Source organism: Bacillus sp. FSL M8-0166, assembly GCF_038008825.1.
GTDB classification, from domain to species: Bacteria; Bacillota; Bacilli; order Bacillales; family Bacillaceae; genus Bacillus; species Bacillus safensis.
On the sequence record NZ_JBBOZZ010000001.1, the window covers coordinates 3,242,499 to 3,263,557 of the forward strand.

The 21,059-nt window shown below is 40.5% G+C and carries 16 protein-coding genes; 12 read left to right on the forward strand and 4 right to left on the reverse strand.

Going from position 1 to position 21,059, the window contains the following annotated elements; all coding sequences use genetic code 11:
- The first annotated feature begins 90 nt into the window (after positions 1-90).
- From NSS92_RS16735 to NSS92_RS16775, 9 genes are all read left to right on the forward strand, one after another.
- The gene (locus NSS92_RS16735; RefSeq protein WP_254805997.1) at positions 91-546 is read left to right on the forward strand and encodes a GNAT family N-acetyltransferase; all 456 of its coding nucleotides are present in this window, start codon (positions 91-93) and stop codon (positions 544-546) included.
- Between the two features lie 68 nt (positions 547-614).
- Positions 615-1,616, forward strand: coding sequence for a sugar-binding protein (locus NSS92_RS16740; protein WP_340869394.1), 1,002 nt, complete (start codon positions 615-617; stop codon positions 1,614-1,616).
- Complete coding sequence (locus NSS92_RS16745) at positions 1,613-3,055, forward strand: sensor histidine kinase (RefSeq protein WP_340869397.1); 1,443 nt, start codon at positions 1,613-1,615, stop codon at positions 3,053-3,055. Before NSS92_RS16740 ends, NSS92_RS16745 begins: the two co-directional genes overlap by 4 nt.
- Complete coding sequence (locus NSS92_RS16750; RefSeq protein WP_340869399.1) at positions 3,049-4,467, forward strand: response regulator; 1,419 nt, start codon at positions 3,049-3,051, stop codon at positions 4,465-4,467. The genes NSS92_RS16745 and NSS92_RS16750 overlap by 7 nt, the downstream gene beginning before the upstream one ends.
- A 102-nt stretch (positions 4,468-4,569) precedes the next feature.
- Positions 4,570-5,835: an ABC transporter substrate-binding protein gene (locus tag NSS92_RS16755; RefSeq protein ID WP_267586773.1), complete on the forward strand. Its 1,266-nt coding sequence runs from the start codon at positions 4,570-4,572 to the stop codon at positions 5,833-5,835.
- A 56-nt stretch (positions 5,836-5,891) separates the two neighbouring features.
- Complete coding sequence (locus tag NSS92_RS16760) at positions 5,892-6,863, forward strand: carbohydrate ABC transporter permease (RefSeq protein ID WP_340869402.1); 972 nt, start codon at positions 5,892-5,894, stop codon at positions 6,861-6,863.
- Positions 6,860-7,681, forward strand: a complete 822-nt coding sequence (locus NSS92_RS16765; protein ID WP_024426281.1) for a carbohydrate ABC transporter permease — start codon at positions 6,860-6,862, stop codon at positions 7,679-7,681. Before NSS92_RS16760 ends, NSS92_RS16765 begins: the two co-directional genes overlap by 4 nt.
- Positions 7,682-7,828: 147 nt before the next feature.
- Positions 7,829-8,779: a mannose-6-phosphate isomerase, class I gene (gene manA, locus NSS92_RS16770; RefSeq protein WP_267586771.1), complete on the forward strand. Its 951-nt coding sequence runs from the start codon at positions 7,829-7,831 to the stop codon at positions 8,777-8,779.
- Positions 8,780-8,903: 124 nt separating this feature from the next.
- Positions 8,904-11,534: an N-acetylglucosaminidase gene (locus tag NSS92_RS16775; RefSeq protein ID WP_340869407.1), complete on the forward strand. Its 2,631-nt coding sequence runs from the start codon at positions 8,904-8,906 to the stop codon at positions 11,532-11,534.
- Between the two features lie 17 nt (positions 11,535-11,551).
- Here NSS92_RS16775 and NSS92_RS16780 read toward each other — a convergent pair whose 3' ends face one another.
- Positions 11,552-12,742, reverse strand: coding sequence for a CDP-glycerol glycerophosphotransferase family protein (locus tag NSS92_RS16780; protein ID WP_340869409.1), 1,191 nt, complete (start codon positions 12,740-12,742; stop codon positions 11,552-11,554).
- Between the two features lie 11 nt (positions 12,743-12,753).
- Complete coding sequence (locus NSS92_RS16785; RefSeq protein WP_024426277.1) at positions 12,754-13,524, reverse strand: WecB/TagA/CpsF family glycosyltransferase; 771 nt, start codon at positions 13,522-13,524, stop codon at positions 12,754-12,756.
- 366 nt (positions 13,525-13,890) lie between these two features.
- Between NSS92_RS16785 and tagD the strand changes: the two genes are divergently transcribed.
- From tagD to NSS92_RS16800, 3 genes are all read left to right on the forward strand, one after another.
- A complete protein-coding gene (gene tagD, locus NSS92_RS16790) occupies positions 13,891-14,280 on the forward strand; it encodes a glycerol-3-phosphate cytidylyltransferase (RefSeq protein WP_034281137.1) in 390 nt (129 codons plus the stop codon).
- A 95-nt stretch (positions 14,281-14,375) separates the two neighbouring features.
- Positions 14,376-15,842 carry an alpha-glucosyltransferase N-terminal domain-containing protein gene (locus NSS92_RS16795; RefSeq protein WP_340869414.1) on the forward strand — a complete coding sequence of 489 codons (1,467 nt, stop codon included), beginning with the start codon at positions 14,376-14,378 and terminating at the stop codon, positions 15,840-15,842.
- A gap of 48 nt (positions 15,843-15,890) precedes the next feature.
- Entirely contained in the window at positions 15,891-18,167 is a 2,277-nt protein-coding gene (locus NSS92_RS16800; protein ID WP_340869419.1) for a CDP-glycerol glycerophosphotransferase family protein, read from the forward strand.
- Between the two features lie 110 nt (positions 18,168-18,277).
- Here the strand turns inward: NSS92_RS16800 and NSS92_RS16805 are convergent, their stop codons facing one another.
- Positions 18,278-19,120 carry a glycosyltransferase gene (locus tag NSS92_RS16805; protein ID WP_340869420.1) on the reverse strand — a complete coding sequence of 281 codons (843 nt, stop codon included), beginning with the start codon at positions 19,118-19,120 and terminating at the stop codon, positions 18,278-18,280.
- Between the two features lie 143 nt (positions 19,121-19,263).
- Positions 19,264-20,814, reverse strand: coding sequence for a CDP-glycerol glycerophosphotransferase family protein (locus tag NSS92_RS16810; RefSeq protein ID WP_340869423.1), 1,551 nt, complete (start codon positions 20,812-20,814; stop codon positions 19,264-19,266).
- Between the last annotated feature and the right edge of the window lie 245 nt (positions 20,815-21,059).

Sequence of the window (21,059 nt, forward strand, 5' to 3'; positions counted from 1 at the left end):
ATGGGTGCCGGTTGTTTGTTCGTTTATCTGACATAACAGCAGGTAAACATTCACTCCTTCACGTACAATGATCGTGAAGGAGTGATGGAAATGTACATTCTACAAGATGAACTCACGGATGGACGAATTGACCAGCTGATTACCGCACATATAAAAGAGATGAAGGAGCATTCGCCGCCAGAAAGCATTCATGCCCTTCCATTAACTGATTTAAAAAAACAGGATGTTACCGTGTGGAGTGTGCGGGATGGAGAAGAGCTTCTTGGCTGCGGAGCATTAAAGGAGCTGTCAAGTGAACATGGGGAAATCAAATCGATGAGAACCGCAGCCCTCCATATGCGAAAAGGTGTAGCGAGGTATATGCTGAATCATCTTCTCCAAGAAGCAAAACGGCGCGGCTATACACGTGTCAGCTTAGAGACAGGGGCAATGGCTTTCTTTGAACCAGCAAGAAAACTATATGAGAGCGCTGGATTTCAGTATTGTCCGCCTTTTGGTACATATCAAGAAGATCCAAACAGTTTATTTATGACAAAGGAATTATAGAGGTCGAGAGAGTATGCTTATAAGCAGCTCTTTTTTTATGCGGAAATAGTGGAAAGGAGGAGGATGCAGTGAAATTATCTAAGTGGATTGGAATGGGCGCATTTCTCACATTTTGTATGGTATCTGTCATCTTTTTAACGTTATTAGGTCAAGATTTATTTAAAATTGAAAGCGCTTCTGATAAAGCGGCGTCAACGTATCAATATCATTTTGTTCTTGTACCGGAGGAACTTGATAACGAATACTGGCAGCTTGTACAAAAGGGAGCAGCTGATGCGGCAGACGTTCATCACGTATATCTAGAATATTTGGGTCCAAAGCAAGCGGATGTAGACGATCATCTGAAAACCATTGATATGGCGATCGCTGGGCATGTTGATGGCATTATGACGCAGGGACTTGATGCGAAAAAATACAAACCGCTTTTTCAGAAGGCGAGGGAAAAAGGCATTGATGTCGTCACCGTCGATACGGATGCAGAAGGGAGCAAGCGTCAAGTGTATGTAGGAACGGACAATTACTATTCAGGCTTTATCGCAGGGCAGGCACTCATCGCAGATACAAAAGGTGAACAGTATGTAGGAATTGTCACAGGCAGGCTTGATGCCATTCATCAAAAGCTGCGCGTCAAGGGTTTTCGAGATGCCGTCTCTGCTGAAAAACGCATTCATATTGCTGGAATAGAAGAATCAGCCATTACGAAGTCAGGTGCCTCAGGTGCCGCTTATAAACTATTAAACGATCATGCGAAGCTCACCGCATTTTATGGCACAAGTGCATTAGATGGTGCAGGCATCATTCAAGCAATCGCACAGTATCGATCATCCACTGATTTTTATGTGCTTGCATTTGACACATTGCCTGATACGATTCAGGCGCTTGATGATGGAACAATTGATGCCGTGGTCGTGCAGCATCCTTATGAAATGGGCTATCAAGCGGTTGAATCGCTTGTTCGTTTGCAGCAAGGTGAAAAAGAAGAACCGCTCCAGTACACGGGAACGAGTGTGATCCGGCGCGGGGATCTGCCTCTTCAGCAGACAGACAGAAAGCAGGGAATGCAGCCATGAGAAAGATTCGAAGTAAGCTGTTATTGGCATTTTTAATCCTTGTGCTCCTTGGCAACGTAGCCGCTTTTTTTGTCTACTGGAGCAGTTCAAAAATCACATCAGAATATAGTAGGAGCTTCCGCTCTTTTCTCCTGCTCAATGATATATCAACAGAGGCGAAAACGATGTATGAAAAGGTCAATGCCTATGCCATTGAAAAGGATCGGCAGTTTGCCAAAGAATATCTTACGTCAAAACAGAAAATGAAATCCTACGATCAAGCGCTGCGAAAGGATGCCGGGCTTCATGCGGCGATTCCTTCAATTGAAAAATATCAATATATGATGCGGACGCTCATCAATGAAAGTGATGCGACCATGACACATGTGAAAGAAGGGAAAATCGAAGAATATGCTGCAAGTGTGAAGGAAGTGAGAACTGTCTCCTCCTATATACAAGAGCAGACGATGACCCTGCTTGATGATGAATTATCTGAGTATCAGGTGCTCTATCAATCTCTTCAAAAAAGGCATCAAACCTATGCGCTCTTTACCTTGTGCCTGTTTACATTATCAATCGGGGTCGCCTTATGGATGGCGTACATGATTGCTGGCGGGATATCAAGACCAATCGTTCATCTGTCCCGAAGCGTAAAAGAAGTATCAGAAGGAAATTTTGATGGAGTGAATTTGCATGTTACCTCAAAGGATGAAATCTCTGTTTTAAATGAAGCCTTTCAGCGAATGCGGCAAGAGATGAAAATGATGATTGAAGAGATAAAACAAAAGGCAGCATTGGATCAAAAAATCAAAGACATGAAGCTAAAAACGCTGCAAAATCAAATGAATCCGCATTTTTTATTTAACACATTAAACATCGTTTCACGTATGGCTTACTTAGAATCAGCGGAAGCCACATCGAGGTTGATTCAATCTGTTTCCACGCTGATGCGGTATTCGCTGTCTGCTCTCAGTACATCCGTTACATTGGAACAAGAAGTGAAAGTGGTGAAAGAATATTTTCATATACAAGAAACGAGATTTTCCGATCGTATTACGTGCAAAACGTCCATCGATGAATCGTGTTTATCTGTACATATCCCAAGTCTCACCTTACAGCCGCTTGTTGAAAATGCCTTCATTCATGGCGTCGAGCCGAAGGAGGAAGAGGGACTTGTCGAGCTCTCGATCTATCAAGAAGGCGGCTATGTAATGATTCGGATTCGGGACAATGGGATGGGCATCAATGAACAAGAGAAAAGAAGATTGCTTTCAGAAAAAGAAGAGGAAGATCCGAACATATTGAGTAAAGGCCACTCGACAGGAATCGGTCTTCGAAATGTGATGTCAAGACTGCGCTTGTTTTACGGGGTACAAGATGCCCTGCAAATTGATTCAAAGCCAAACGAAGGCACCACCATACAATTGGCTATTCCGATGAAGGAGGGACCAGCATGCTGAACGTGCTGATTGTCGATGATGAAAAAATAGAACGACTAGCGATGCGGAAGTTCTTAACCGAATGGCTTCCAGAGTGTCATATAGCAGGAGAAGCTGAAAATGGAAAGAAGGCGGTTGAATGCGTGCGATCTGATTCCATTCATCTTGTGCTCATGGATATTCAGATGCCTGGAATGGATGGACTGACAGCGATCAAACAGATCAAAGCAATTAGTCCTCATACAAAATTCATTATGCTGACAGCCTACGATACATTCGATTATGCCAAGCAAGCGATGCAGGAAGGGGTGAAACAATACCTCGTCAAACCAGCTGACAAAGACGAAACCATCGCAGCCATTCGATTTGTAGCAGCAGAGATTCAGCAGGAGACGTCTCAGCGGCAGGCGGCAGCGGCCGATCAGCGGTCAAAGTGGCTTGAAGCCCATGTCATGAACGGTCAATCTTATACCGCCATGGAGTTTCAACAACTATTTTCCGAATATGAAGCAGGTCTTATCATCGCTGTTCAGGGGACAGGCGGGGATCAGCTAATGATTCATTTACAGAAATCAGCACGATTTCATACGGTACCGATTCAAATGGGGAGTGAACTACTTACATGCCTCATTTATAGTCATCAAGGATCAGGCCAGCTAAAGGCAGAGATCCTGCAAGCCATTCGAGCTGCCATGACAAGCGGTCAGCCTTCACCTGTCGTTGGCATAGGGCATCCAGTCTCAAACCCGCTTCAACTTCAGAAAAGTGCAGCAGAGGCGAAGCTTTCCTATTATCAGCGAAAAAAGAGTGGCGGCGTTGTTCGTTATGGCTTTTACCAAACAGAGGCGAAGCCCGGTCCATTGATTCATCTGCCGGAGCTTGCAGACAGCATGATGCAGGCGCTGGAAGAAGGGAGAAGGGAAGATGCGCTGGCTCTATTTGATGCCTTTCAATTAGAGGGGGCGACGATTTCACAAGTAAAAGAACTGCTGATTCTCTTCAAATCACGTCTCCGTACAGACCTATCGATATTGACAATCAGCACCGCAGCTGAATGCCGCCAGTGCTGTGAACACCTATTTGACGTGTATGAAGCCAGAACCCAGACCATAAATGACATCGAACGGGCAAAGCGTTACATCAAAACGCATTATTGTGAACAGATCACGCTTGAGCAAACGGCCGCTTATGTTGATTTAAGTCCAACCTATTTCACAAAACGATTTAAAGACGAGACTGGTCTGACATTTAAAGAGTATGTGACAGCCTGCCGGCTGGATAAAATCAAAAGGCTTCTCATAGACAGCTCGCTTAGCTTAAAAGAAATTACCTATCAGGCAGGATATACAGATCCTAATTACGTCAGCCGTGTGTTTAAGAAGATGGTCGGTTGTTCACCGAAGGAATATCGAAATCAGGCCGTAAAAAAATGAAGAATTTCATAAAAAAGTGAAGAAATTTGCCTGAAAAAAAGCAAGGATCTTCCATTATACTTATTTTGATAACGCTTACAAAATAGGGATGGGGGATCAATTATGAAGTTCAAATTAGGATTTATGCTGCTGGCAATCTGTATGCTTATCGTCACTGCCTGCAGTTCATCGACGAACTCAGATGCAAAAAAAGAAGGCGGAGCGGAAAAGCTCGAAATTTTCTCTTGGTGGACAGGAGCAGGTGAGGAAGACGGGCTGAAGGCACTCATTCAATTGTTTGAAGAGGAGAATAAAGATATTCCAATTGAAAATGCAGCTGTTGCAGGTGGTGCTGGTACGAATGCAAAGGCTGTTCTGACTAGCCGGATGCAGGGGAATGATCCGCCTGCTACGTTTCAAGTGCATGGCGGGGCGGAGCTGAATGAGAGCTGGGTCGCGGCAGGCAAAATGGAGCCGCTGGATGATTTATATGAAAAAGAAGGCTGGAAAGACAAATTTCCAAAATCACTGATTGATCTAGTCAGCAAAGATGGGAAAATCTATTCAGTGCCGGTGAACATTCACAGGGGCAATGTGCTTTGGTATAACAAGAAGGTATTTGATGATGCAGGCTTAGAGCCGCCAACGACATTTGATGAATTTTTCAAAACAGCAGATGCATTAAAGAAAAAAGGGATCACACCACTTGCACTTGGAGATAAGGAGCCTTGGGCAGCGACTCATTTGTTTGAAAGTGTTTTGCTGGGTGTTTTAGGGGCAGATGGTTATCAAAAACTTTGGGCTGGCGACATGAAAATGGATGACGCAAAAGTGAAGGAAGCGGCAGACATCTTTGGACGTATGCTTGAATACGTCAATGATGATCACAGCTCACGTAACTGGCAGGATGCCTCACAGCTCGTGGCAAAAGGAGAAGCGGCAATGAATGTCATGGGTGACTGGGCGAAGGGATACTTTGTGAATGATCTTGATTTGAAGGTGAATCAAGACTTTGGATACGCGGCGACTCCTGGAACGAAGGGAAGCTTTATGGTGATCACCGATACATTTGGACTGCCAAAGGGGGTTAAACAGCCAGAAAACGTGAAGAAGTTCTTATCTGTTTTAGGTTCTGTGGAAGGACAGGATGCGTTTAATCCGCTAAAAGGATCGATTCCAGCACGTGTGGATGCAGATGTATCAAAATATGATGAATACGGAAAATCGGCGATGAAGGCATTTAAAGAGTCAAAGCTGGCGCCGTCTCTTGCTCATGGCTCAGCTGCTGAAGAAGGGTTTGTGACAAAAGCGAATCAAGCCGTCAATATCTTCGTGACACAAAAAGACAGCAGCCAGTTTGTTTCATCTTTAAAAGATGCAATGAAATAAAGACGAAGGAGGCGGCGGCTAGGCACCGCCTCTTTTTTAAAAAGGAGTGTAGCTTCATGCGCATAGACACATCGCCGATGACAAAAACACCTGTGCCCAAAGTCAAACGTATGCGGAAAAAATGGAATGGAGATCAGCTGCTGGCGCTGCTCTTTTTAGCCCCGTCAGCAGTTTTATTATTCATCTTTGTTTACGGTTTTATTGGCTGGACAGGATATGTGTCATTATCAAACTGGACCACGCTTGTTCCTGATTTCTCTTTCGCGGGTCTTCGCAATTATTTCATGCTGTTTCAAGATTTCCGCTTTCAATCAGATCTTCGAAACACGGTCTTTTTCACTTTATTTTTTATTGGGGCTGTCATTGCCTCTGGTCTCGCACTTGCGATTTTACTAGACCAGAAGATCAAGGGGGAATCTCTTTTTCGGAATTTATTCTTCTTTCCGATGGCCCTTTCCTTCGTTGTTACAGGAGTCGTATGGCAATGGATTTTAAACCCGTCAACTGGGGTGAATTTATTTTTGAAAACGCTCGGTATCCAGCCTAAATGGTACACGGATACAAACATATTGGCCGGATTTGTCTGGGGGAAAATTGAGTTTGGTGTACCTGCGGCTATGATTGCTGTTGTGATTGCAGCTGTTTGGCAAATGACAGGCTTCTCTCTGGCGATGTATTTGGCGGGTCTAAGAGGAATTCCAGAGGAAGTAAGAGAGGCTGCTAGAATGGATGGCGCAACGGAGTGGCAGATTTACTGGAAAATCATTTTCCCTCTTTTAAAACCGATTACTGCAAGTGTCGTTATCATCATGGCTCATATTTCTTTAAAGATCTTCGATTTGATTTACTCGATGACAGGACCGGGTGCGAACTTTGTCACGGATGTTCCAGGCGTGTATATGTTTGAAATGACCTTTAGAGGAAACCATTATGCAGGCGGTGCCGCCATTGCGGTTGTCATGCTGATCTCTGTTGCGGTCTTTATCGTGCCATATCTCCTGTCGAGCCGGAAGGGGGCTTCATCATGACAGCCAGATGGTTTGTCCGTCCAGTCCTTTATGCTTTATTGATTTTGTGCAGTCTCTTTTTTCTGATGCCTGTTTATGTCATGCTCGTCACAAGCTTGAAGCCATTAGGTGAAGTCACCCTTGAGCGAATGTGGTCGCTGCCATCTACTATCGATTTTTCAAGCTATCAAATCGCGTTTGAAAAGCTGGCGCCCAATTTAATGAATTCTCTTTATCTTGTCATTCCTGCTACTTTATTGTCAGCTGTTTTAGGTGCAATGAATGGCTATGTCCTATCAAAATGGCGTTTCAAAGGATCAGAAGTCGTCTTTACGCTGATGCTGTTTGGGATGTTTATTCCATATCAAAGTATCCTGATCCCACTCATTCAATTTTTGCGTGAAGTCGGATTGTATAATTCAATTCCAGGGCTTGTGCTCGTCCATGTCGTATACGGACTTCCGATCACAACGCTCATGTTCCGAAATTTCTATGTGAGCATCCCAGATGAAATGATTGAATCGGCGAAAATGGATGGCGCAGGTTTTATCGGGATTTTCAGACATATGATTCTTCCGCTTTCGATCACAGGATTTGTTGTGGTGGCCATTTGGCAGTTCACAAATGTGTGGAATGAATTTTTATTTGCAGTCACGATGACCACTGCGGAGCATCAGCCGGTGATGGTTGCCTTGCAAAATCTATCAGGCAGTCAAATTGTGCAATGGAACGTCCAAATGGCAGGGGCGATATTGGCTGCGCTGCCGACACTACTCGTCTATATTCTTCTTGGAAAATACTTTGTCAAAGGGCTTCTCGCAGGCTCTGTCAAAGGGTAAAACATTTTTTGTGATATCGTTTTCATTCGGTGTACTGAAAGGATTGACTTCTCTTTAGATAGCGTCATAATAAAAGTTGAGACTTACTAGTTTTCATCAAGCTGGGTAAGGATTATCAAAGGGTAGCAAAGGGAGGAGTCATCCTGAATGAAGCAGTCACCAATTTTTTTACTGCCTGAATTGAAGGAGAGAATATGGGGAGGTACAGCCTTAAGGGATCAATTTGGCTATGATATTCCTTCTGATCAAACGGGAGAATGCTGGGCAATTTCTGCTCATCCAAACGGGCCAAGTGTCGTGCAAGACGGTCCATATAAAGGGAAAACGCTGATCGAACTCTGGGACAATCATAGAGAATTGTTCGGGGGGATAGAAGGCGACCGCTTCCCGCTGTTAACCAAAATTTTAGATGCAAACCAAGACTTGTCCGTTCAAGTTCATCCAGATGATGATTATGCGGAAAGACATGAAAATGGCGAGCTTGGAAAAACAGAGTGCTGGTATATCATTGATTGCAAAGAAGGAGCAGAAATGATCTATGGGCACAATGCAAGAACAAGAACTGAGCTTGTAACCATGATGAATAGCGGGGATTGGGAAGGTCTTTTGCGGCGGGTGAAGATTAAGCCTGGTGATTTTTATTATGTGCCAAGCGGTACCATTCATGCGCTTTGCGAAGGAACGCTTGTCCTTGAAACGCAGCAAAGCTCAGATACAACCTATCGCGTATATGATTATGAACGAAAAGACCAGGATGGCAACGAACGTGAACTTCATTTTGCGCAAGCCATTGATGTCACAACGGTTCCTCATGTAGACGGGTATGCAGATGAATCAGTTGAAACACGCCGGGGAGTGACCATTCGTACATTTGTCGAAGCAGAATATTTCTCTGTGTATAAATGGGAAATTGATCAAAAAGTAGAGCTTTCACAGGACTATCCGTTTTTGCTATGCAGTGTGATTCATGGAGAAGGGTCTTTAGAGCATGACGGAAACATATATCCACTGCCAAAGGGCGCTCATTTTATTCTGCCGGCTGAAACAGGAAACTTCTCAATTGAAGGATCTTGTGAACTGATTGTGTCGCATTTATAAGGTAAAGAGGACTTCGAGGGGGTCCTCTATTTTTCTATTGCATAAATGACTTGAAAGAGTACTTGTTTTTGTCGATAAAGAGATTAGTAGACTATTATGCAAAGTTAAGAGAGGGACAGGGAACGTGAAAAAAACCATCAAGATTATGTTACTCGCAGCTGCCTTTGGTATGACATTACACACGGGTAAAGAAGCGCAAGCAGCCTCCTATGTCGATCAATCCATTTATACGATGAACACCTCAAAAGTATTTACAACTGAAGCAGAAGTGAAAAAAGCAGTGGAAACACTGAAGAAAGACAAAAAGTGGACAGCCACTTATCAAACCTCAGGAAATACGTCGACCTATCAGCTCACTGCTTCAGGTTATGAGTCGCAAGCAGCAGCGAATGCAAGTGCAGCTGCATTAAAAAAAGAAGTGGGCATGAGCGGTACGGTGTCTCCAGTAGGTGACCGCCTTCCTTTACAAAAGGTCGTATCTGACCCAGTCAATGATGAAAGTCAGGCGAAAAAGCTCTCACTTGAGCTAACAAAAACATCAGGGCTCAATAGCTCCTATGAAGTCATCAATCAAAGCAGACCTTCTTATCAGGTCATATCAGGAACCATTGATTCTGAAACGAAAGTTAAAAATATTCAAACCGAGCTGCAAAAGCAGGCAGGCGTCACCAGTACATACCAAACCGAAACGAAAGCTGGCACTGTGTATCAGCTGATTTCAAGCGGTATTGTTGGACAAAGTAAGGCGAATACCATTCTGCAAGGGTTTCAAAAGGAATCAGGCTTAAAAGCAGTGCTTCAAACGGTGACAACGGGTAAGCCGTATTACATCGTCACATCTGCTGCACAAGCGAGCCAGTCGAAAGCACAGACGCTCCTTACTCAGCTGCAAAAAGAAGAAAAGATCAGCGGGAAGGTTCAAAAGACAGGTGCCTTAAAAAATGTCTACAGCTTTGAATCAGGCTATTTCAAAGACAACAAACAAGCAGCTTCAGCTGCGGCTCAGATTAAGAAGCAAACCGGTGCTGCAGGTACTGTCCAGCGAGTGGGAAAAACAAAAAATTATATCGTGAAGCTCAATCAATTGAACGATACAGCTTACTCAAAAACGGTGGCCTTTTTCAAGAAAAAGAAATGGCGCTACACGTCCAAAAAGATTTCTTCTACACAGCCATATCAAGTAGTGACGGGGAACCTTTTAGGAGATGATCAAGCGAAAAAAGCAGCGGCTTTCTTCCAAAAGAAAAAAGTATCTGCCACAACGAAAAAAACAGGCAAGGTATCAGACAGCACGTATCGACTTGTCGTCAATCAAGCAGTGGACCAAGCGAAAGTGAATAAAGGTGCCGCATACTTAAAAACGCAGAAGCTGACAAGCAGCATCAAGGCAAGTAAGGGACAAGCTGTCAGCAAAACGTATAGTCTCAAGACAACACCTGTATATGAACAAAGTAAAGTGAAGCAGGCTCAAGAGATCATCAAGAAAAATGGCATTGCCAGCAGTACAAAAACGCTGACAGAAGCGGTCAAGCAATACCGTATCACGACAGAGCCGACAGTGAATCAGACAAAACTGAATCAAGCACTCAGCTATTTGACGAAACAAAAAATGAAGGCTGCTGCTCAAAAAACAGGTGCAGCCGATTATGCTCAATATCAGATCAAAACAGGTGTCATCTCAACAGCTGCACTTCGTGACCAAGGCATGGCATTTTTCAAAAAACGGAATGAAACTGCTGCGTATACAACAATAACGAAACCAGCTTACAAAATCAACATTACGCAGCAATTTACAGGGTTACCAACTGTAAATGAAGCCATTGCTTTTGTGAAAAGCCAATATGGCTGGACAGCCACAGCCGTAAAAATTAAAAATGGCCCAATGGTCATGCAAACAAACTACAACCTTACTGTCAATGAGATGGTCAACAAACAAATGAAGGTATCACCACAGACAGATGGTGCGGCTTATGTCTATGCACCATATGTAGACCAAGCAACATCTACGGTGAATACGGACGGCTTAAATGTCCGTTCTACACCTGATTCGAGCTCTGCAAGCAACATTGTGGCACAGCTGAATAAAGGAGCAAAAGTGAAACAGCTTGGAAAAGAAGGGAACTGGATCAGGATCAACCTCGGCTGGAGAAATGCAAGTGCAGCAGAGGTGCAAAAATATGTAGATCCAGCTAATATTGCAGAAGGCACGCAATCTTATTTTCAATTCCTGAAACTCTCTGAAACTGCGAATCTCAATCCGGCAGAGGTCAATTCAAAGATTTTAGCAGGCAAAGGGATTCTTGCAGGTAAAGGACAAGCCTTTATTACAGCAGCAAAAACATATCATATCAACGAAATTTATCTTATTTCTCATGCGCTGCTTGAAACGGGTAACGGAAGTTCCATTTTAGCGAATGGTACAATGTTTAATGGAAAGAAAGTATATAACATGTATGGCATTGGCGCATATGACAGCAATCCGAACTATCTTGGTGCAAAGTATGCGTATGAACAACAATGGTTCACGCCAGAGGCTGCCATTATTGGCGGAGCAAAATTCATTGGCAACAGCTATATCAATAATGCCACATACAAGCAAGATACAATTTATAAAATGCGCTGGTCAGCTGCAGCGACTCATCAATATGCAACAGATATTGGCTGGGCTTCTAAGCAAGTCACTCGCATGTATAGTTTGTATAACCTGCTTGATGACTATACGCTGTATTACGATATCCCGGTGTATAACAAATAAAAAAACGTCCGTGCTTCCTATTGAGAAGCCGGACGTTTTTTGTGTAAGAGCAGCTGCTGTTCAATAAATGAGAGGAGCTGCTGACTTGATTGTCCCTTTGAATATTGGTTCCATTCCTCAGCAAAGGTTTTGATTCGTTCTTTATTGGTTGATGCGTTTAGGTGCAAAAGCTCCTGCAAGAGCATGTCTTGAGTGGCGCAGGCCTTTCCAGGAATGATGTCTTCATACCGATCGACTAAGCCGCGTTTCTCCCGATATGTGTCTAAGTCATAAGTGAAGAACAAGACAGGCTTTTCGAGCAGTGCATACTCAAACACAATCGACGAATAATCTGTCACCAGGACATCACAAGCACAAAGCAATGGATAGAGCGGCTGATCGGACACATCAAATATCCATTCACCGTCTGTTTCTGCTTTCGCAAAATGTTTGACCGCAGGATGAAGCTTGACGAGCAGAATGTAATCGCCATTCAGGTCAGTTTGCAACTGCTCTTTTGAAAAAGGCAGGACAAGACCGTCCATTGCAAAGTCTCGATAGGTCGGTGCATAGAGCAGGATATTTTTCCCTTTTGGCACATCATTCAGCTTCAAGGAAGGCTGGTGCTGTTCATAGTACACATCCGTCAGTGGTACACCAGTTGGTAAAAAGCGTTCATCATTGACCCCAAACGAGGTCTTGAAAATCTCACGCATGTGATCTGAGCCTGTCACGATGTAATCGAAAGACGCATAGACACGTTTGAAGCGTTCAATGTCACGTGGGCTCCGGCCAAAATTTGAAGCATCTTCAAGCCCGAACTTTTTCAAAGCTCCATTGGCATGCCAAACTTGAATACAGGTGGTAGAAGGCCGTTTTCTGAGCACACTCGTCATGAGAAAATAATTATCCGTCACGACAACCTTGCTTTTAAACATCGTATACATACATTGAATGAGATGGAGAGGATTTTTTTCATGAAAATAGCGAAATGACAGATGAGGCCCGTCCTTTTCTATCGCAGAAGCATGCTTCGTATAGAGGACAGTGAGCTTCATTGTCATGTTCGCCTGTTGTTGATAAGTATGAATGAGAGCAGCCGCATTCTCTTGGAATGAAACAAGCAGCGTCACCTGGTTTTCACGCGGTTTCACGCCGCTCATCAGCCATCCAATGAAAGAAATAAAAGCTGCGTAACATGAAATCATCATTGAGCGTATATTCATCATTTATCAGTCTCTCACAGCTGCTTCGTCTGATCCTTTACTTGCTCAGGATAGTAACGTTTTTTTCCTTTGCTTTCCTTTAAGACGGCAAAAGCGTACTTAGGAATATTCAGCATTCGTTTCCATCTCCATGGATTCACAATCAATCTGTACAGCCATTCTGTATTTGTCTTAATCATCCAGCGTGGTGCACGCTTCACCGTTCCGCTAAATACATCAAAGCTTCCGCCTAAACCGATGCAAACAGCCTGCGGGAATAAATGGCGGTATTCATAAATAAAGTTCTCTTGGTTTGGATAACCTAAAGCAACGAACACCATATCAGGTTTCGAGCGCGCGATTTGCTTCGCTACGAAACGTTTATCGGCTTGATATCCGTCACAGCTTCCTGCAAGGACCACATTTGGATATTCCGTATCAATTCGCTGTTTCACAGCCTCAAGCACTTCTTTTTTTGCACCATATAAAAAGATTCTTTTAGACTGCTTGTTTGCTAGATCAAGCATAGACATGAAGACATCAAAGCCGGCAATTCTCGACTTAAGCGGACTTTGGGTCATGCGAGACATCAATACGACGCCTACACCATCCGGCAGTACATAATCCGCAGACGAGACGACTTGATGGTACGCATGATCCTTCATGACGGCATAGCCTATCTCTGGATTGACAGTCGCAATCATGGCGCCTCTTCTCTGAGAAATATGGTGCTGATTCATATAGCTGATAAATTCATCTAAGTCGCCGTTTACATAAGAAAGGTTAGAGACCACTTCTGTTTGCATTGTTTAGACCTCCTTTTTATCTTGTTATCTATGAACGTTCATTGTAAATTCATTCTTCGTCTACTCATCATTTTATCACAGATGCTCCATGAAATATTAACAATAACTTTACAAACCTTTAAATTTCATGACATTTTCATCAATTCATCTGGACGATCCTTTGTGAAACATTGATTCCTCGGACTTTTCCTCCTGCGCCCAATAAATTGGAAATAGTTTGTCTTTACATTTTCTTAACCTTTCATAGGCGTTGTGATATAATGAAGTTCCGAAGAGCGAAAAAATGATCGATGATAATAGGATTACGGATAACATTACTGCTTGAAGCAGACGAATAAGGATGAAAGAAAGGAGTTTATGTTTGCAATGAAGAAAGTTATTACTTACGGTACATTTGATTTATTACACTGGGGGCACATTAAGCTGCTAGAACGTGCAAAGCAGCTTGGAGATTACTTAGTGGTGGCCATTTCTACAGACGAGTTTAATTTACAAAAATCAAAAAAAGCTTATCACAGTTACGAGCATAGAAAGCTGATTCTTGAAACCATTCGTTATGTAGACGAAGTCATTCCAGAAAACAGCTGGGATCAAAAAGTCCATGATGTGCAAGAGCATGATATTGATGTGTTTGTTATGGGAGATGACTGGGAAGGCAAGTTCGATTTCTTAAAAGAACATTGCGAAGTCGTATACTTGAAGAGAACCGAAGGCATCTCGACAACCCAAATTAAAGAAGAAATTGCTGGACTTTAATAGATCAAAAAAGTACTTCTTATCTTTTGGTAAGAAGTACTTTTTCATGTAAAATACAATGAGAAAGTCAACAATATTATGAAGGAGAGCTTCCTTTGTTTCAAAATTGGATGAAGAAAAAAGTTGAAGACACATTGGATCAACCTGAACAACATGAAACAATGACATCAGTTGACATGCCTGATATGGACTACTACTTTATTATGGGTGATGTACCAAAACAGGATGAGAGCTTAACGAAGTCTTTAAAGGCAAGAATAAAGCCATTGGCTGATCAGCATAAACGTACTGCAATTTTAACTTTGAATTATGATACAAATGTGAAGGAACGTATTCACCGCATGGAAGAGATCTTTTCTCCTGGGGTTGACATCTTGAATGTGTATGAACACTATATTCTACCGGAAAGCGGTAGTAAAAGACGTTACTCGGAATTTATTGTCGGTGAATCATCGCATTCGATCAATGAAGCAGTGATTCCGGCAGATGAATCCACGATTCAGGTGACGAGATATGAACGATCTTCTTCTCCCATTTGTTATATTGAACAATATAATGAAGAGCAGCAATTGGTGAAAAGGGAAGAATATAATTGGCAGGGCGTTTTATGCAGAGTACAAAGCTTTGTTCCACATACAGGTGCACTATACTTAGAGGAATTGATCAATGACGATGGCAGCATTTATATGGAGTTCATCTACCATGGAGATGTAAAAAAGAATCCAGTTCGGCATATCAATTGGTATAAAAAAACAGGAATTCAAACATTTACAAAGAAGACGGATATTAAACAATTATGGCTATCCAGCATTCAATCACAAAATGACCGTTTGAAACTGATGATCACAGAGGACCGTGATCAAGACCGCCACCTGTTTAAAATCGATCAGCCTGAAACAGCCTATTACGCTGCATTTGTGCATCACGCACATTATGAAGAAGATATGCATCAAGTCAATTCTCAATATGGAGAATTATTTAAACAAATAAGAAAACAGCAAGTGGATGCTGTCTTTTTTGGGGATACTAAGCATAAAGAAGATGTCGAGAAAGTCTTGGGAGAACAAGCCTATTTTTATCTTGTTCCTTCTGACGAAAAGACTGTTTGGAATACGGCGATTCATCATATGCTCGAAAATCGTGAGCATAAAGATGAATTGAGAGGGATTGTGGACCGCATGAAATGGGTCTTGCGTGATCTAAGCTCTGAGCATCATGTTCTTCATCTTCAACTCGAGTTAAAAGATGAAATGGGTCATGCGGATCATGTGCAAATTGATTTCGCAGGATATGATCGAGTGAATGGAGCTGAAATCATCTCTCAAACAATCGATGAGAACCATCTAGTCAGCTTCCCAATCGGCCATTTTCAAACAAAGAAAAACATTGAAATCAACCAAACGAAATTTGTGGATTTTTACATTCGTTTTAAAACAGAAAAACTTCAAGAGGTTTTGCAGCGTCTAGAAATAGAAGGTGAGCTGCTTACGAATAAACCATCGTCCATCGATGGATGGTCATATCAAACGAAACAAGGCAACTATTCTTGGAAAGTGAAATAGTGATATAACACAACGGTAAGATTTCTGAACAGAGGAGATTAACGATTAATGATTGAAGAGGGAATTCATAAGAAGAGTGTCGTTGAAGGGTTAAAAAATCACCATGATAAACTAGAAATGCTGATTCGCATCAACGATGACATGCCATTAACAGATAGAGAATTTTATTTGTTCATGAGGGAGAGAGTATCAAAACAAGAACTCTTCCTTCCGCTTGTTCATCAAGAAGAGAATTTATTCAAATTGGAATTGAATGAAGCGTCGCTGCCGCTTGCGTTAGAGCAAGGCCAGACATATAACCTGTATGTCACGGATTATCTGAGCGCAAACAAAGAAGAGGATGAAGACGAGCTTGAGGACTCAGCCTATGATTCTGATTCAGAAGAAGAGGAAGAAGAAGTAAAAGAAGCGGATCTCAATACAGATATTGAATCTGAAGAGAAAACGTCATACTATAAACGCCGTTTAAAAATGGAAATAGAAAAGCCTGAGCTGACTTTTTTAGAAAATAAAGACGCCATGCTGTATATCATTCCATACCGCACAGACAAAGGGAATGCTTCTTTGAAAATCAAGCGTGAGCTGAAGGTTGTGAAATTCAATCATATCGAGCTCAACAAAGGATGTATGTTATCTTTGTCCGGTTATGCAGGCGTTCTAAGTGCAGAACATCCGTATGAGATCAAAGAAGCAAAGCTTCTATTGAAGAAAAATGGTGAAGAACCAATTGAGCATCGTTTTCCGGTCAATATCACCCATATAAAAGATGAAGTGATCGAATACCGTGATGACCAACATGTACCACAGCTTTATCAATTTTTAGCAGAAGTTCCTTTAGAGGAATTGACCTATTCTTTGAACAAACGCCTTGTATATCGCTTCTATCTTGAATTTATCTGCGATGTGAACGGAGCAGAGGAAACGTTAACAACCACTTCTTTAGTGCTTGGAGACCGCTCGAACAAACTCAAAGGACTTGTTCAAATTCATAAACGAAACGATGTACCAATTCGATATGAAGTGTACCGAAAGAAAAAGAGACAAACACTTGGCATACGAATTAATGATTACACAATGAAAACACGTGCGAAGTATTACGTCAAAAGCAAATGGAAGAAATTCAAAAAGCAGATCGGCAAAATCAAAAAAGTCCGTAACCGCCTTGTGACAAGAACGTTTAAAACGACCTTTAAGCTGGCGAGTAAGCTGTCTGTGAAAAAGAAAACTGTTGTATTTGAAAGTTTTAACGGAAAACAATTCAGTTGTAACCCGCGTGGGATTTATGAGTATATGAAAAAACATCACCCTGAATATACGCTGATCTGGAGCGTTAAAAAGGGTCATGAAGCACCGTTTAAGGAAAAAGGCATCTACTATATCAATCGTCTGTCATTGAAATGGATTTTTGCGATGGCAAGAGCTGAGTATTGGGTCGTAAACAGCCGTTTGCCGCTATGGGTTCCAAAGCCAGATCACACAACATACTTGCAGACTTGGCATGGTACGCCGTTAAAACGTTTGGCAATGGACATGGACGAGGTGCATATGCCTGGAACAAACACGAAGAAATACAAGAAGAATTTCACGAAAGAAGCATCGAATTGGGATTATCTCATTTCTCCTAATGCCTACTCGACTGAAATCTTTACACGTGCGTTCCAATTCCAAAAGACTATGATTGAGTCAGGATATCCGAGAAATGACTTCCTTCACAATCAAAACAATGAAGAAACGAAGAGATCACTGAAACAAAAAATGAACCTGCCGCTCGATAAAAAATTGATTTTATACGCACCGACATGGAGAGACGATCAATTTTATAAAAAAGGGCAGTACAAATTTGATTTAGACCTTGATCTGCATGAGATGAGAGCTGCAATCGGAGATGAATATATTATCATTCTGCGTATGCACTATCTAGTTGCTGAAAACTTTGATTTAGGGCCATATGAAGGCTTTGCCTATGACTTCTCTCATTACGAAGACATTAGAGACCTTTATATGATTTCAGATCTGCTCATCACAGATTACTCATCTGTGTTCTTTGATTATGCAAACCTCAAACGTCCGATGCTGTTCTATGTGCCAGACATCGAAACATATCGTGACAAATTGAGAGGCTTCTACTTCGACTTTGAACAAGAAGCACCAGGACCGCTTGTAAAAGAGACATCAAGCGTGATTGAATGGGTAAGAGAAACAGAACAACCGACCTTTAAACTACCAGAATCATTTGCACCGTTTTATGAGAAATTCTGTTACTTAGAGAGCGGGGAGTCATCGAAGCGGGTGGTTGAAGTAGTCTTTAATTCGCAACGCTTTTGATTGTTTTCTTATAGATAGAAAAACACCTTTGGAAGGTATCAAGTTCAATACTTGACCATTATCCAAAGGTGTTTTTAAAATACATATAATTTTATTCTGTATATAAGTGGTTAATTAGCTTTTGTACAGACATTTTTGTAGAAGAGGTCTAGCGCCTCGCTATTATACTTTTCGTAATCAAAGGATTTTTGTTCCATACTATTCTGGATAAAATCAGACATACCATTAAATAGCGCAGTTTCATTATTATCAACTAATAATCCATATCCACCCTCTAAGACGGAATGTACTCCAGTTACATCGGTAGCTATAATTGGTTTTTTTAGAATCATTGCTTCCATGAGAACCAAGCCTTGCCCTTCATAATCTGAAGATAATACAAAACAATCACATTCATCTAGTAAAGAAAATGGATTTTCGAGTTGTCCAACAAAAAACACACAATGTTCTAGATGTAATTTTTTTGTGTGATCCTTTAATTCTCTTTTTAAAGGCCCTTCACCCACAATATACAATACAGCTTTTGGGTATTGCTTGTGTAATTGTGAAAAAGCAGAAATTAATTTCTTTTGCCCTTTTTCAGGAGATAATCTTCCTATAGTTATAAAGTTGATATACTCCTTATTTGGAAGTGGTATCCCAGATAGATTAAGACCGATGGATTCGTTTTTATCATTTTGATAAGTAATTAAATATCTCTCATTATTAAATTCTATAATCTCTTTATTTTCTTTCATTTGAAGTACTTTGTTAGGCGAGATTACATTATTAACAAAAACCATTTTCTCTAAAGCATTAGGAATATAAGGGCTTAAGTTCAAGTGATTTTCTATGTTAGTCGATTCGGCAACTGAAACAATTCTATCGAAAAACTTGTACAGTGAGAAAATTACTTTTAGGTTACCACGATGTTTATATTTGTGATTCACTTTCTTATTATACTCTTTCATCATGTCAGCATGCAGGAAAATACTTTTGACTTTAAAATCTCCGAATGCGAAAAGAAGAGTCCAAAATTTGTTATATCCTCCAAAATCTATTCCTACATCAAACTTCGTATTACCAATAATTCTCTTTAATTCTCTCTTGTATGAGTTTACCGAGTGTATTTTAACATTTTGTTATCGTATATACCACGGCGGAAAATTAGGTTCTGTTTATATGTTTCTATTAATGTTCTATTAACAAAACCAGGTCTATAAATAATATGAACATTAGGATGTAGCTTTTGTATGTTCATCCATTTATCTTTATGATAATTTGAGTTATCAATGACAACAACTTCATATTTGTTGTAATCAATCTGATCAAATAAATTAGTCGCTGAAACGGTTATACCATTATTGTAGAAGCCTCCACAATAAAGAAGTAATTTTTGTTTATTGCTTTCAACCTTGATTAAATCATCTTGATTTTTCTTTTTGAATATTATGTCAATGAGTCGATCAGTAGCATTTCCGTCATCATAAGAGCAGTATTCATCTAAAAACTCTTTGTATTGTTTTTCAAATTGCTTATTGAAGTTATTTAAACTGTTTAGTTGGCCTAAGCTGTCAATTAAATCAATTATACTTTCACAGATAGGTCCTGGAAGTTTTGTTATATCTAAATAAAAACCTCTCTCTGATTCGTATTCACGTAAGTCAGGCATATAGAAAAAGACAGGTCTTTTTAAAGGTAGGAAATCGAAAAAGATACTTGAATAATCTGTAATTAAAATGTCTATAGCAGATAAAAGTTCATTTGTATCAATCCAGTTTGGAACACAAAGATGTTCAAGACCGCTCTGTTTAAAAAATTTATAAGAAAAGTAATGAGATTTTAAAAGTACTAAGTAATCATCGCCAAGCGCCTGCTGAATTTTCACAACTTCACTATGCAATGTATAGCAAGTATCCTCTTCGGCACCTATTGTTCCTCTCCATGTTGGAGCATAAAGTACAATTTTTTTATTAAAAGGTAGGTCTAATCTTTCTTTCACACTTTCACTGCTTGTGTTTAATGTTAAATCTACTCTAGGATAACCGATATTTGCAATTTTCCCAGTAAATATCCCAAATACATCATTTGATTTTAGTAACTTTTCATACGTAAAAGTATTCGGGCTAATAAGGTAATCACAATGAAGCAAATTTCTTTGGATATTTTTATGACCAGACATTGATCTTTTATTAATATCCTTCCCTAAAGTTTTTAAAGGAGTTCCATGCCATGTATTGATATAAACTTGCTCTTCTCTTTTAATAAAATAAAAAGGAAATGACGTATCATTAACTAAATATTTAGAAGTTGCTAAATATTTTAGATATTCGTTGCTATCAACTTTAACAAAGGAAATATTAGAAGTTTTCTGCTTTAATTCTGCAATCATTGGATCATTAAAATCATTAATGACCCAAACATGATGTAAATCTTTAAAAGTACTATCTTTCATCAAGCCTAGAAAAATTGCGTAACAATTTCCAGAAATACTTTTGCCATGATAAGCTTCATATAGAATATAATTACTTCTAACCGGATTTTTCTCTAAATAGGAGGTGTATTTACTTCTAATACGAAGTCGTGAATCTCTGGAAAACTCAATTAGTGGATTTAAAATAAATTTAATCTTTCTTGTAACGATTTTTTTGAATTGCTTGATTCTCATTAATGTTAAGCCCCTTCATTTAATATATATAATAGGAAAATGATATTTATTTTGGAAATGCAATTATCCTGATAATTATATTCTAATGGCAATTATAAAGCAATGATATAATAAGGTAATTAGTAACCTAGAATTGCTGAAAATACCAGCGTTTATTTTGATCAAATTTCCCTACTATTTAATATACTCATTAGATTTGAAAAGTGAAATATTTCTCAACATCTGTTACAATTATGAGCGGTGAT

Coding starts and splice junctions, on each gene's coding strand:
- NSS92_RS16765 (WP_024426281.1), top strand. CDS start 6,860: ATGACAGCCAGATGGTTTGTCCGTCCAGTCCTTTATGCTTTATTGATT.
- NSS92_RS16735 (WP_254805997.1), top strand. CDS start 91: ATGTACATTCTACAAGATGAACTCACGGATGGACGAATTGACCAGCTG.
- manA (WP_267586771.1), top strand. CDS start 7,829: ATGAAGCAGTCACCAATTTTTTTACTGCCTGAATTGAAGGAGAGAATA.
- NSS92_RS16760 (WP_340869402.1), top strand. CDS start 5,892: ATGCGCATAGACACATCGCCGATGACAAAAACACCTGTGCCCAAAGTC.
- NSS92_RS16755 (WP_267586773.1), top strand. CDS start 4,570: ATGAAGTTCAAATTAGGATTTATGCTGCTGGCAATCTGTATGCTTATC.
- NSS92_RS16780 (WP_340869409.1), bottom strand. CDS start 12,742: ATGATGAATATACGCTCAATGATGATTTCATGTTACGCAGCTTTTATT.
- NSS92_RS16810 (WP_340869423.1), bottom strand. CDS start 20,814: ATGAGAATCAAGCAATTCAAAAAAATCGTTACAAGAAAGATTAAATTT.
- NSS92_RS16745 (WP_340869397.1), top strand. CDS start 1,613: ATGAGAAAGATTCGAAGTAAGCTGTTATTGGCATTTTTAATCCTTGTG.
- NSS92_RS16785 (WP_024426277.1), bottom strand. CDS start 13,524: ATGCAAACAGAAGTGGTCTCTAACCTTTCTTATGTAAACGGCGACTTA.
- NSS92_RS16800 (WP_340869419.1), top strand. CDS start 15,891: ATGATTGAAGAGGGAATTCATAAGAAGAGTGTCGTTGAAGGGTTAAAA.
- tagD (WP_034281137.1), top strand. CDS start 13,891: ATGAAGAAAGTTATTACTTACGGTACATTTGATTTATTACACTGGGGG.
- NSS92_RS16805 (WP_340869420.1), bottom strand. CDS start 19,120: ATGATGAAAGAGTATAATAAGAAAGTGAATCACAAATATAAACATCGT.
- NSS92_RS16750 (WP_340869399.1), top strand. CDS start 3,049: ATGCTGAACGTGCTGATTGTCGATGATGAAAAAATAGAACGACTAGCG.